Raw genomic sequence first — 13,010 nt, forward strand, 5'->3', positions numbered from 1 at the left:
TTCAGCTCTTCCTTAATGGCCACGCTTTTTAGCGTGGTTTTTTTTATCCAAAAAAACTAAAAGGCCATTTTCTTATGAGTTAGATGGCTTTTTGTTGGATAGGAAAAAAGAGCATACACCAGAAGAAAAGATAATGATGAGTCCAATACCACTGATCATATCTGGCCATTCATCAAACAAAACAACCCCAAGCGTTATGGCGATAATGAGTTGAGAATAAACGAACGGTGCAACAATGCTGGCTTCTAGATGTTTGCTACTTTGTAAGATAATGAGATTACCAACAGCAGAAGCAAGTGAGCTAATTAAAACTAGTGTGACAAGATTGGTATCCAATTCTGTAGGGATGGTCGGTATAGCTATTGGCGCTAGGGCTAAACTACCCGCTAAGAGAGTGGATAGCAGAATGAGTCTTGGTCTAAATTGTCCAGCCAGCCATCGATTGCATACCAGCATACAACCAAAACACGTACCTGCTAGTAGTGCTAAAGGTGTGCCGGTTCCCATATCAAATCCTGGTTTTACTACCATCAGTACAGCGGCAAAGCCTATAAGCAAAGCGATTGAGCGAGCCGGTGTAATTGTCTCTTTAAGAATCAATCCGGCTAGGAAATAAGAAACGATTGGTCCTATAAAAAAGATGCCAAAGACATTGGCGATAGGCTCGGTTTTAAGTGCGGTTAGCATGCTGAAAATAGCGCAGCTGAATAAACCGGCGCGGATTAATAAGCGCCAGTTAAAGAGCTGACTGATCTCTTGAACCGTCAATCCGGAGAAAGGTAAGACAAACGCAAAGCCTACTGCTAGCCTGCTCCAAGCAATAAAGAGGGGATCTACACCCTGTATTCCGAGTAGTTTTCCTGCAGAGTCCCCGACAGGTATGAGCGACAAGCCAACTAGCAGGAAAGCAATGAGAAGTGCTTTGGATTTTAATGTCATCCTTAACTCGGTATTAGGTATGTAGGTGTAAGGACAGTACCCTAAGCCTGTTTTGACGGCCAGTCATTTAGCTGTCAGAACGGGACTTTACTCTGTAAGTTCTTTCTCTATCAGTCTTTTGCTGCTTTTAGCCGTTTTCTACTGAACTTGGCCTGTCTTTAAACCTAATCCCACCAGAAGTACCAGCAGTCGTGGTTAAGTAGAACTTCTGCTAGTTTTGAAACTGTTTCAACACCTTGATCTACAATATCCGGACAATATAGATATTGCTCCCAAGCCAGTTTCATTGCTTCTTCGGTGGTTTGTGGTGGCTTAGTGATATAGGCTTCAATCACGTCGTTACTGACGCCGACAATCTTAGCGCCATACTTTAGCTGCCAGTGTTTCCATATTGCACAGTGAACTTCTGGTTCAGGGCAAGCGTTCCAGCCACCAAATTTAAAATGAGCAGGGATCTTCCAGCTACTGTCGGTTTTAATTTTGACGCCTAGAAGGTTATCAACGGCTTCGCCTGTGACAAAGTCTGTCGCAAGATTAAAGCCCTGTTTATCGCTTGATTCAGCTTTAAATTCGCCGGTTATTTCTGCGAGGTTTAACTCCTCATCTGATTCTAACAGTTGGCGTCGTTTGCTGAGCCATGTAGCTGCTTTGATATTTGCAGCAGCGCGGATAATATCTTTTGGAGATTGCGAGCTTTCTAGAAGGTGCTCTTCAATATAAGATTTATCTTCTTCAGTACCGCATACCACCAGTTTGTTATCTTTGCTGCTTGCCTTAATAGCTTTTGCGAAGGCATCAGCTGGATCAAGATTGACGAATTTCATTTTCGGCCCTAAAGAATAGTTTCGCGTAATGGTATCAGAAATAGGAGGGGGATTTATAAGTCTGTTTGAGTTGCTAAGGGAGTGGCTTAGTTAATCAGTAATTTTTAAGTATGGGTCGAGCAGTTACGTGCAGTTGGAAGAAAGTGACTGATATTCTTTGATACGGTGTTATGAGTGTTCTTCCAATCGGTGGCTTAAAGCTTAACGTAAGTCAGTAGCAAATTGCCTGATTTGATCTATGTGGAATATGCATAATACTTTGTAGATATTTGAGAAAATCGAGGCATGCTAGATGGGGTTAAATCGATACATAGCAAAGATAATATGTTTTTTTGCGCTATGTTCTTCGGCTGCCTTGGCTGACGATATTCCAGAAGTGATCTTTGCAACGACGCTTCATTACCCTCCCTATGAATATCGTGAAAACGGCGAACCGAAAGGGCTTGCTGTAGACATTGCCAAAGAGGCTCTGACCCGAGTCGGCGTTAAGCAAATTGATTTCCGGTTTTTTCCGTGGAAGCGTGCGGTCTATGTGACTGAGCATGGAGAGCGTGATTTGCTCTTTAATGCCGGAAAAAATGCACCACGCCAGAAATGGGGTTACTACGTTGATAGTGTCTTGATTCAGCAAAGCTATGTGCTGTTTAAGCGCAAATCTGATCAATTTGAGGTTCAGCCTGATTTTTCAAATGTTAAAGATAAAGATATCTCTGTTAGAGCAGGCTATCTATACGGAAGCGGTCATTTCAGACAGGCGTTAGACAGCGAGAAGTTTCATAAAGTTGAGTTGGCTGATTCGACTGAACAAAGTGTTAAGCAGTTGCTGAATGATCGAGTAGATATGTTTGTTGGTGATTTGCTGCCAGTGATGTACTACATCCAAGAGCAAGAACTGGAAGATCAGATCGATATTGTTCTCTACAACGGTGAGCGAATGGAGGTGCTTTCTTGGTCAACTTATCTGTTGTTTTCTAAGTTGAGAGTGACGCCAAGTTTTGTAGAGAAAGTTCGGTTAACGATGGAGCAGATGAAGGCCGATGGAACCTTTGCTGCGATCGAAAGCAAATACCAATATTAGGCAAGGCTAGTCATTTGGCAGGGCATTAAACTCTTCGCGCTTTTCGTTCATCCAAGCCTGCATCGCTTCAGGGTCTAACATCATCTGCTGTACTTTCTGCATCGCTGCTAGGTGGTCGGCATCTTGTTGCTGAAACATCTCCATACCATGTTGTTTTGCTAGTTCGGACATCTCTTCAAATGTATTGGCTGTAAACTCAAGATCGCATCCGCCGCCAAGTTGCCTGCAGGTCATGGTTTTCACGCTATTTCTCCTATAGAAAAATTCTGTTTAGTTGTTCGCTTCAGGGTAGTTGAAAGGGTTCATTTGGACAAACTTCGTTTAAAGAGAGTGTGGGGGAAGAAGAAGGGAGTTGATGAGAGAAACAAAAAAGCCCGCTGATTTCTCAACGGGCTTTTTAAAGGGATTAGCTAGGAAGAAAATTATGCTTCTTTCTTAGCTTTAGCTTCTGCAATTACTTCTTCAGCAACGTTTGCTGGGCAAGCTGCATAGCGTTCAAATTCCATAGAGAACTGACCGCGACCAGAAGTAATAGTACGTAGGTGACCGATGTAACCAAACATTTCAGACAGAGGTACGTCTGCTTTGATGCGAACGCCAGTAGCGCCAGCTTCTTGGTCTTTGATCATGCCGCGACGACGGTTAAGGTCACCGATTACATCACCAACGTTGTCTTCTGGAGTGAATACGTCAACTTTCATGATTGGTTCAAGAAGTTGTGCACCCGCTTTAGGGATAGACTGACGGAACGCGCCTTTAGCTGCGATTTCGAATGCTACTGCAGAGGAGTCAACCGCGTGGAAGCCACCATCGAATAGTTCGATTTCAACGTCTAGTACAGGGAAGCCTGCTAGTACACCTTCTTCCATCATGCCAGCGAAACCTTTTTCGATAGCTGGGAAGAATTCTTTAGGTACGTTACCGCCTACTACTGTAGAAGTGAACGTGAAGCCAGAGTTTGGCTCACCTGGCTTGATGCGGTAGTCGATCTTACCGTACTGACCAGAACCACCAGACTGCTTCTTGTGCGTGTAGCTGTCTTCAACAGACTGAGTGATAGTTTCACGGTATGCAACCTGTGGCTTACCTACTTCTAGCTCAACGCCGTAAGTACGCTTAAGGATGTCTACCTTAATGTCTAGGTGAAGTTCACCCATACCTTTAAGGATTGTTTCACCAGAATCTTCGTCAGTTTCAACTACGAAAGATGGATCTTCTGCAACCATCTTACCGATAGCGATACCCATTTTCTCTACAGAGCCTTTATCTTTTGGAGATACAGCAATAGAAATTACTGGCTCAGGGAAGATCATTGGTTCAAGAGTACATTCATTCTTAGGATCACATAGAGTGTGACCAGTTTGAACGTTCTTCATGCCTACAACTGCGATGATATCACCAGCTTGAGCAGTGTCGATCTCTGTACGATCATTCGCGTGCATCTCAACCATACGGCCAATACGCTCAGTTTTACCAGTGTAAGAGTTAAGGATTGTGTCACCCTTGTTCAGTACACCAGAGTAGATACGAATAAACGTTAGAGCGCCGAAACGGTCATCCATGATTTTGAATGCAAGTGCGCGTAGAGGCTCATCTGCAGATACAGTTGCTACTTCGCCTGTTGGCTCACCAGTTTCTTTATCAGTTAGTGGCTGAGCATCAACTTCTACTGGGTTTGGTAGGTAGTCAACAACTGCATCTAGAACAAGCTGGATACCTTTGTTCTTGTACGCAGAACCACAGAACGTTGGGAAGAAGTCTAGTTTACGAGTACCTTCACGGATGCAGCGCTTGATGTCGTCCATAGATGGCTCAGTACCTTCTTCTAGGTATTCCATCATTAGGTCTTCGTCTTGCTCTAGAGCAGTCTCGATTAGTTGCTCACGGTACATAGCTGCATCATCAGCTAGGTCAGCAGGAACGTCAGTTACTTCGTAGTTTTCTGGAAGGCCAGTATCGTCCCAGATGTAAGCTTTCTGAGTTAGTACGTCTACAACACCTGTGAAGTTGTCTTCACGGCCGATTGGTAGAGTCATTACTAGTGGGTTAGCACCTAGTACGTTCTTAACCTGATCTACAACGCGGTAGAAGTCAGCACCAAGACGGTCTAGTTTGTTTACGAAGATCAAACGAGCTACTTCAGACTCGTTCGCGTAACGCCAGTTAGTTTCAGACTGAGGTTCTACACCACCGGAACCACAGAATACACCCACACCACCGTCAAGTACTTTTAGGGAACGGTATACTTCAACTGTGAAGTCTACGTGGCCCGGAGTATCGATGATGTTCATGCGGTGATCTTTCCAGAAACAAGTCGTCGCTGCAGACTGGATTGTGATACCACGCTCAGCTTCCTGCTCCATGAAGTCAGTAGTAGCTTCGCCATCGTGAACGTCACCCATCTTATGGATCTTACCAGTAAGCTTAAGGATACGTTCTGTTGTTGTGGTTTTACCCGCATCTACGTGCGCGAAAATACCGATGTTTCTGTACTTGGTTAAGTCTGTCATCTCTATACTCGACTAAGTGAGGTCCTAAAATTGCGCGACAGTATACAAGGTTTTTTATGACTTTTCGAAGAAAAATTACAAGGAAATACTTCTTTCAGCTGATATTTATTGATGATGGGGTATTAACGGAAGGCTTTTATAATTGCTGCTAGTTTTTTTAACTGAATTTTTGATTTTAAATTATTGATATAAAGGGAACATGTGGGCGTTATAGGATAAAAGATTAAATTGTACGGTTTAGTAGCTTTTTGAATTCGCTAAGGTACCTAGTAACTAAAAAAGGGTCGTAACCCCAAAAAGTTAAATGAATTAGATTAAATAGGGGATTTGAATGATTGTGACGACCGATTATGATCATCCGATAGATGATTCATTTAGGTAAACATAAGTATGTTAAGTGTTGATGTGTTGATCGGATTTATTGTTGCGTCTACGTTAATCTCCTATGCGCCGGGGCCGGATAATATTTTTGTTTTGATACAGTCGATTCTTCATGGCCGTAAAGCAGGGATTATAGTCACTTTGGGTTTATGTACCGGTCTGCTATTTCATACTGTGGCTGTGACTTTAGGTGTTGCTGCAATATTTCAGGCCAGTGCTGTGGCATTCACTCTGCTTAAAATCGTCGGTGTGGGTTATCTACTTTATTTAGCGTTTATCTCTTTTCGTGCGGCTGCTGCCAAGGTATCTATGTCGGAGCAGCCACCGCTTAGTGCGATGCAACTCTATCGTCGTGGGATTCTGATGAGTTCTACTAATCCTAAATTGGCGATCTTCTTTATGGCCTTCCTGCCTCAGTTTGCCGATCCTGCGGTTGGCTCACTGAGTCAGCAGCTATTTACCTTAAGTATGGTTTTTATCGTTGTAGCTTTCTTTGTCATGAGCTCAGTGGCGCTACTTTCGGGGAGTTTGCGTGGTTGGATTCAAGATTCCGAATTGGGTCAGTCGATTATTAATAAAGTGGCAGGCACCGTCTTTGTTGGTTTGGCGCTGAAGCTCGTTACGACTGAAAGATAGTGCTACTTAATCTTGCCTGCTACTTAGCCAAATCACGCCAGTGATCGTAGTCTTCAGTAATAAAGCCTGCGTGTATATAAGCTTGGCGAATCGCATCTGGTGATTTTTGTCTTTGCTCTTGGATATAGCTTTGCAGGATATTGTAAAGTTGAGTGTTGCGCGCAGGTAAAATAAACGAGCGGGACGCATCAAAGCTAACTTTTACCCCTTGTATTCTGATTAACTCGCCGCCGATTCTCGTGACTACCGGCTCTTTAAGGTAGGAGAGGGTAAAGTCTCCACGGCCACTAGAGATAAATTTAGCGATAAGGTTTCTAGTAGGTAGTAGGTTAACTTGCTTAGCTCCAATATCGTTCAGGGCCGTTTGATCAGTTTTCCAGCTTTTGACCGTAACGCCTCTTAGTTTTGTGACATCGATATCTTCACCTAACTCTAAAATGTCAGTTCTGTTTTTGGTAGAAAAAACGCCGACTTGAAATTCGCCATTGCGAATAATGGGTGTGGTTATTAAGAGGTTTGTTTCTGCGAGATGATCGCTTTCAAATAGCGATTGGCCAACCATATCAATCTTGTTATTAGTGGCTAACTGTATGCCTCGTGCAACATTAGGGTATGGCACCAGTCGAATAATATCGACGTACTTGGCAGATTTTACAGCGTTGCAAATGACCATAATATCCATGGTGATTCGCTGAATATCTTTTAATTCTTCAGAGTCTAATGCTGGACACGCTTCTACCGGCAAAACATTGGAATAGCCCTGTTTCCCGGCCGCTAATTTAAAATGCTCATTAACGTAATTAGCATGAACACCAATCGATAGGGTGTCGGCACTAAGGTGGCTTGATACTAATAACATCAGCGTTAAAAAAGTTCGCATTGTACGACTCAACCAAATTGGACCATTTTATTGTAGTAGATCAATCAGTTAAGGAATATAGGACTTCCGAGGTTAAAAAGTCTTATATCAATGGCTATAATGCGCCTCCTTATTACAACGTGTGTTAGGTCAGGTATTAATGGACGCTCTCGACGAGATCAAAGAATTTTTAGCATGTGAAACTCCCGATTCTTGGATTCAAGCTGCTTTGCAGAATCAGGATATCCTTCTGATTGATCATGCGCATTGTGAGAAGAAAGCGGCTTCGACAGCAATGACATTGATGTTTCGCTATGTTGATCGTCTTGAGTTGTTAAACAAGATGTCACGTCTAGCACGTGAAGAGCTGATTCACTTTGAGCAAGTGCTGGCGATCATGCAGGACCGAGGTGTGGTTTATGATCACATGTCTTCTGCAAGATATGCAGGTGGTATGCGTACCCATGCGCGTACATCTGAGCCAGGTCGTTTGATCGATGTTCTAATTATTGGTGCTTATATAGAAGCGCGCTCTTGTGAGCGTTTTGCCAAATTAGCGCCGTTCTTGGATGAGGAATTGGCTAAGTTCTATCGCTCTTTGCTGAAATCAGAAGGCCGTCACTACCAAGATTACTTAGGTCTTGCTGCGGACTATGCCGGTGAGCCTATTGATGAGCGCGTAGCGTTTTTCCGCGAAGTTGAGCGAGAGTTGATTGAATCTCCGGATGACGAGTTCCGTTTCCATAGTGGTGCTCCAACATTCATCTGAATGTAAACGCTTAAAGAAAAAGGCCGCAATTGCGGCCTTTTTTAATGATCTTGTTGTGAGTACTTAATTATTCGATTTCGAAGCTAATGAGATCGTATCCATCTTGATCGACTTTAAGATACCAGCCGAGTTTGTCCCAATCACCGAGCACAATACGTGTCGCAGACTCGGAAGCTAGCTCAACTTCATGTAAAGCAGGTCTATGGGTATGACCATGGATCATCAGTGAAACTTTGTAATCAGCAAAAGATTGTTTAACCGCATCTGCATTTACATCAGTGATGTAGTCAGACTTTTCGGTTGTGCGTTGTTTGCTGGTGTCTCGCAGTTGTCGAGCGATAGCTAAACGCTCTTCCAATGATTTACTTAAGAAATCTTGTTGCCATTGTGGATTGCGAACCAAAGCGCGGAACTGCATGTACTCAGTATCATCAGTGCAAAGCTGATCACCATGAAGCACCACGGCATTACCAATTGGCAATGAAAGTACGAGTTCTTCAGGTAGCAGTTTGGCACCGATGCTTTGGCAGAACTGTTCGCCTACCAAGAAATCGCGGTTGCCGTGTTGGAAGAAAATTTCACAGCCTTTGTCACTTAATGTTTTGAGTTGCTGTGAAAGATCATCCAAGCCAGGAGTAGGGCAATCGTCGCCAATCCATGCTTCGAAAATATCCCCTAGAAGATACAGCTGTGTCGCATCGGTAGCAGTATGTTCTAGGAAATACGAAAACGCCCGGGTAAGATCCGGGCGTTCGGGTTTCAGATGTATATCTGAGACAAAGTATACGGGCATTATTCTTCTTCTGCGCTTTCTACTTCTTCTGTAACGATTTCAGCTGACTCGATGATTATATCTTCAACCGGTACATCTTGGTGGCCTGCGCGGATAGTAGTTGATGCTGCTTTAAGTTTGTTAACTACATCCATACCGTCAACAACTTTACCAAATACCGCGTAACCCCAGCCTTCAGTTGTTTTAGCTGTGTGATCAAGGAAAGTGTTGTCAGAAACATTAATAAAGAACTGTGCAGATGCGCTGTGTGGATCCATTGTGCGCGCCATAGCGATAGTGCCTGCCGCATTAGATAGACCGTTGTCTGCTTCGTTTTCAATAGTTTCGCGAGTGGTTTTTTGTACCATACCTGGTTCAAAACCGCCGCCTTGGATCATGAAGCCATTGATTACACGATGGAAAATAACGCCATCGTAGAAGCCTTCCGTGACATATTGCTCGAAGTTTGCTGCTGTTTTCGGAGCTTTTTCGTGGTCTAGCTCTATAGAGATATCACCAAAATTAGTATGGAGGATGATCATTGTTGTAAAGTCCACTTCTTCGCCTTTGACCGGCCCATTATACGCAAGTCTAAGAGAAACGCATCACTGTTTATTCCTAAGTGGCGAATAATTGATTCTAAAGTACCAACCCCAAAGAATTGTAGGCGGCCTTTTTGGTATGCGGGGATTACTTAGAAATTTATTGAAAAAATCTTACTGATATTCACTGCCAATTAGGCGGCGCATCCGTTTATAATGTACAACAATTTATGCCCTATTGATGTGGACGCGTTTCGGGGCAATTCAGAATTCATGCAATGTCGGGATTAAGACGTTTTTATGAGCAATACAGAAAGCAGTAAACCTACTAACTTTATTCATCAGGTGATTGAACAGGATCTGGAAGACGGTAAGAACAACGGAAAAGTTGTTACACGTTTTCCGCCAGAGCCAAATGGTTATCTTCACATTGGCCACGCTAAGTCTATCTGCCTGAACTTTGGCACTGCTGAGAAATATAACGGCGAATGTAATCTACGTTTTGATGACACTAACCCGACCAAAGAAGATCAAGAATACGTTGATGCCATCAAGCAAGACGTTGAATGGTTAGGTTTTAAGTGGGCGGGTGAAGTTCGTTACGCGTCGAACTACTTTGATCAGTTCTACGAGTGGGCGCAGCACCTTGTTCGCGAAGGCAAAGCATACGTTTGTGACCTAAGCCCAGAAGAGGCTAAAGAGTACCGTGGTTGGGCTACTGAACCAGGTAAAGACAGCCCATACCGTGAGCGTTCACCTGAAGAGAACCTTGATCTTCTAGAACGCATGCGCAAGGGTGAATTTGACGAAGGTAGCTGTGTACTGCGCGCTAAGATCGACATGGCATCGTCTAACATGAACCTGCGTGACCCGATTCTTTACCGTATTCGTAAAGAATCTCATCACCAGACCGGTGATAAATGGTGCATCTACCCAAGCTACGATTTTGCGCATGGCCAAGAAGATGCGATTGAAGGCGTAACGCACTCAATCTGCACATTAGAGTTTGCTGATCACCGTCCATTGTACGAGTGGTTCATCGAGAACCTACCTGTACCATCTCAGCCACGTCAGTATGAGTTTGGTCGTCTAAATCTAAACTACACAGTAACCAGTAAGCGTAAGCTGAAGCAGCTTGTTGATGAGAACCATGTAAATGGTTGGGATGACCCGCGTATGCCTACTATCTCTGGCCTACGTCGTCGTGGTTACACGCCAGCTGCGGTACGTAACTTCTGTGATAGTCTAGCGGTTGCTAAAACTGACGGCACAGTTGATATGGCTCAGTTCGAATTCTTCGTACGTGAAGACCTAGACAAGAATGCGCCGCGTGCAATGTGTGTTGTTCAGCCACTTAAAGTCACAATCACTAACTATGATGAAGGTCAGGAAGAGTGGTTCGAGCTGCCTAAACATCCTAAAGATGAAACTATGGGTGTTCGTAAAGTGCCGTTCACACGCAACATTCTTATCGAACAAGATGACTTTGCAGAAGTACCGCCACGTAAGTGGAAGCGTCTAACGCAAGGAGTTGCGGTTCGTCTACGTGGTTCTTACGTTATTACCTGCCAAGAAGTTATCAAAGATGCGGATGGTAACGTTGTTGAATTGAAATGTACTTACGATCCAGCAACTGCCGGTGCTAACCCTGAAGGCTACAAAGCTAAAGGCGTTGTGCATTGGGTATCTGCTGATAACTCGGTGCCTTGTGAAGTGCGTGAGTACGATCGTTTGTTCTCAGAAGCAAACCCAACAGGCGATAAGGAAAAAGATTTCCTTGAGTTCATCAACCCAGAATCTCTAGTGGTTAGAACTGACAGCCGTTGTGAAGTAGGTCTAGCTGATGCTGCAGTAGAAAGCGCTTACCAGTTTGAGCGTACCGGTTACTTCTGCGTAGATTCAGACTCTACAGCTGATAAGTTGGTATTTAACCGTACCGCTGGCCTGCGTGATTCGTGGGGAAAATAAACCCTGCTAAATTCGGCTAAACCCGGAAAGTATCAGGTAAAGGCGTCTACTAAAGGCGCCTTTTTTATTTGATGCACTTTACGGCCTTTATCCGCACCAAGCTGTTTCTTCTTGCCTTTATCCGATTCTTACCCGCCCTTATTAACTCCTTCGCGGCAGGCGCTTAATAGCTGCTCCGCAAAATCATCTTCATTCACCGCTCTGGCAATCGCAACCCCACCAATCATTAGGACTGCTTTCTTAATCGCTTCGCTCTCATCGAGGGCCGGCTGGCCTTCATTTAGCTCATGGATATTATTGATAAAGCCTTTCAGTACGCGCGTATAGGTGGTGCGAACCTGATCATCTCGTTGATGAATGTCCGTGGTTAAGAATGCTAAAGGGCAGCAGAACTCACCATTCCGATGTTTGTCGCTCAGGTAAGTTTCAATAATATCTGACAGCTGAAAACCCGAGCGTTCAATGGTATGACTTTTCGCTAGGTGAGCAGCGCTCAAGATCGCTTCGGCGTAGAGATCGCTCTTAGACTCAAAGTGATTGTAAAACGCCCCTCGGGTAAGGCCGGCGTGTTTCATCACATCGTTAATCGCCACTTTATCAAAGCCATCTTTGGTAAAGAGTTCTGCAGCGCTATCAATAATCTTTTTACGACTCTGCTGCTTTTGTTCAGCCGTCCAACCCATAAAACTACTCCTGTACTTGCTTATGCCGGAGTATGGCATAAGTTTAAAATATGTTCTTGAACATATTGTGTCGGTCAATAAAGTGGAGCTCAGGTAGTTAACCGAATGAGTTAACCGAATTAGATAACAGGAGTTTAAGCATGACTGCACCAATCCGAATTTATGGTCCATCTTTCAGTACATTTGTGCGCAGTGTAATGATGGCTTGCGAGCTAAAAGGATTGCCTTACGAGGTAACTACACAAGTGGATGGCGAAGCAGTGGGTTTTCATACCCCAGGCCATAAAGCGATCCACCCATATACAAAATTTCCAGTGCTTCTAACTGAGAAAGGACCAATTCCAGAGACCGTTGCAATTCTGCATTACTTAGAAAATGAATACGGTGGCGCAAAACTTTATCCAACTGATCCTTATGCTCAAGCTCAAGTTGAAGCGTGGAGTGGAATCAGCGGTATCTATGTCGATTTTGAAATTGTGCGTAAAGTACTGCTTGAGTTCATCTTCCCGAAAGGTGAAAACGGCACAGTACGCATGGATAAAGTAGAAGCAGCAGTGCCAGGTATCGAAAACGCACTATCCATCGTTGCTGATCAACTAGCTGATTATCCTTTTATCTGCGGTTACGAACTTACAGCTGCAGACCTAATCTTGATTCCAATTATCGATTACATCGAAGGCAATGAAGTAGGTAAACCGCTGGTGGCTAAGCACGAAAATGTGCTGAATTATATCCAAACGATTCGTCAGCAGGATTTTGCGAAGGATGTTCTTAAATAGATTCAGGACGCTACGCTAGAGGACGCTGCTGCGCAGCTAGAGATCGGCTTCGCCTTTTAGGACGCTTCGCTAGAGAAAAATCTAAAGGGCAAATACAGAGTTTGATTAGAAAGTAGGGTGTAATGGGTTAACCGTTACGCCCTTTTTTATGGTTTGATTGAGATATTAGGTATGGTTGATGCTTGCCTTCAGTCTAGGGCTAAGTCAAAAATAGCTATAAAACAGATAGATGGATGTCTGGCATGGGTAGATATACGGAGCCTCGTATAT

At 43.9% G+C, this 13,010-nt stretch carries 13 protein-coding genes; 5 read left to right on the forward strand and 8 right to left on the reverse strand.

Annotation, left to right across the window (positions count from 1 at the left end):
- Nucleotides 1–72 precede the first annotated feature (72 nt).
- Both ACMXYW_RS06895 and ACMXYW_RS06900 read right to left on the reverse strand, forming a co-directional pair.
- On the reverse strand, nt 73–939 hold the full coding sequence (locus ACMXYW_RS06895; protein WP_415905688.1) for a DMT family transporter: 867 nt from the start codon (nt 937–939) through the stop codon (nt 73–75).
- Nucleotides 940–1,103: 164 nt separating this feature from the next.
- Nucleotides 1,104–1,763 (reverse strand): DUF4253 domain-containing protein, encoded by a 660-nt coding sequence (locus ACMXYW_RS06900; RefSeq protein ID WP_415905689.1) that lies wholly within the window; start codon nt 1,761–1,763, stop codon nt 1,104–1,106.
- 355 nt (nt 1,764–2,118) lie between these two features.
- Here ACMXYW_RS06900 and ACMXYW_RS06905 point away from each other — a divergent pair, with 355 nt between their 5' ends.
- Nucleotides 2,119–2,841 (forward strand): substrate-binding periplasmic protein, encoded by a 723-nt coding sequence (locus tag ACMXYW_RS06905; protein WP_415905690.1) that lies wholly within the window; start codon nt 2,119–2,121, stop codon nt 2,839–2,841.
- A 6-nt stretch (nt 2,842–2,847) separates the two neighbouring features.
- Here the strand turns inward: ACMXYW_RS06905 and ACMXYW_RS06910 are convergent, their stop codons facing one another.
- Both ACMXYW_RS06910 and fusA read right to left on the reverse strand, forming a co-directional pair.
- The gene (locus tag ACMXYW_RS06910) at nt 2,848–3,075 is read right to left on the reverse strand and encodes a DUF1059 domain-containing protein (protein WP_415905880.1); all 228 of its coding nucleotides are present in this window, start codon (nt 3,073–3,075) and stop codon (nt 2,848–2,850) included.
- Nucleotides 3,076–3,263: 188 nt separating this feature from the next.
- Nucleotides 3,264–5,351 (reverse strand): elongation factor G, encoded by a 2,088-nt coding sequence (fusA, locus tag ACMXYW_RS06915; protein WP_415905691.1) that lies wholly within the window; start codon nt 5,349–5,351, stop codon nt 3,264–3,266.
- 390 nt (nt 5,352–5,741) lie between these two features.
- Between fusA and ACMXYW_RS06920 the strand changes: the two genes are divergently transcribed.
- Nucleotides 5,742–6,368, forward strand: a complete 627-nt coding sequence (locus ACMXYW_RS06920) for a LysE family translocator (protein ID WP_415905692.1) — start codon at nt 5,742–5,744, stop codon at nt 6,366–6,368.
- 19 nt (nt 6,369–6,387) lie between these two features.
- Here ACMXYW_RS06920 and ACMXYW_RS06925 read toward each other — a convergent pair whose 3' ends face one another.
- Nucleotides 6,388–7,248 (reverse strand): hypothetical protein, encoded by an 861-nt coding sequence (locus ACMXYW_RS06925; RefSeq protein WP_415905693.1) that lies wholly within the window; start codon nt 7,246–7,248, stop codon nt 6,388–6,390.
- A gap of 139 nt (nt 7,249–7,387) precedes the next feature.
- Here ACMXYW_RS06925 and ACMXYW_RS06930 point away from each other — a divergent pair, with 139 nt between their 5' ends.
- A complete protein-coding gene (locus ACMXYW_RS06930) occupies nt 7,388–7,996 on the forward strand; it encodes a tRNA-(ms[2]io[6]A)-hydroxylase (protein ID WP_415894078.1) in 609 nt (202 codons plus the stop codon).
- Between the two features lie 67 nt (nt 7,997–8,063).
- Here the strand turns inward: ACMXYW_RS06930 and ACMXYW_RS06935 are convergent, their stop codons facing one another.
- Both ACMXYW_RS06935 and ACMXYW_RS06940 read right to left on the reverse strand, forming a co-directional pair.
- Nucleotides 8,064–8,789 carry a UDP-2,3-diacylglucosamine diphosphatase gene (locus ACMXYW_RS06935; protein ID WP_415905694.1) on the reverse strand — a complete coding sequence of 242 codons (726 nt, stop codon included), beginning with the start codon at nt 8,787–8,789 and terminating at the stop codon, nt 8,064–8,066.
- Nucleotides 8,789–9,310: a peptidylprolyl isomerase gene (locus ACMXYW_RS06940; protein ID WP_415884660.1), complete on the reverse strand. Its 522-nt coding sequence runs from the start codon at nt 9,308–9,310 to the stop codon at nt 8,789–8,791. Before ACMXYW_RS06940 ends, ACMXYW_RS06935 begins: the two co-directional genes overlap by 1 nt.
- 300 nt (nt 9,311–9,610) lie before the next feature.
- Here ACMXYW_RS06940 and ACMXYW_RS06945 point away from each other — a divergent pair, with 300 nt between their 5' ends.
- On the forward strand, nt 9,611–11,278 hold the full coding sequence (locus ACMXYW_RS06945) for a glutamine--tRNA ligase/YqeY domain fusion protein (protein WP_415887852.1): 1,668 nt from the start codon (nt 9,611–9,613) through the stop codon (nt 11,276–11,278).
- Nucleotides 11,279–11,406: 128 nt separating this feature from the next.
- On the opposite strand, the gene ACMXYW_RS06950 is transcribed toward ACMXYW_RS06945, so the two are convergent.
- Nucleotides 11,407–11,961, reverse strand: coding sequence for a TetR/AcrR family transcriptional regulator (locus ACMXYW_RS06950; protein WP_415881513.1), 555 nt, complete (start codon nt 11,959–11,961; stop codon nt 11,407–11,409).
- 140 nt (nt 11,962–12,101) lie between these two features.
- On the opposite strand from ACMXYW_RS06950, the gene ACMXYW_RS06955 reads away from it, so the two are divergent.
- Nucleotides 12,102–12,740, forward strand: a complete 639-nt coding sequence (locus ACMXYW_RS06955) for a glutathione S-transferase family protein (protein ID WP_415898463.1) — start codon at nt 12,102–12,104, stop codon at nt 12,738–12,740.
- The last annotated feature ends 270 nt before the right edge of the window (nt 12,741–13,010 follow it).

The sequence above is a fragment of the Neptuniibacter sp. QD48_55 genome, assembly GCF_047778115.1.
Lineage (GTDB): Bacteria > Pseudomonadota > Gammaproteobacteria > Pseudomonadales > Balneatricaceae > Neptuniibacter.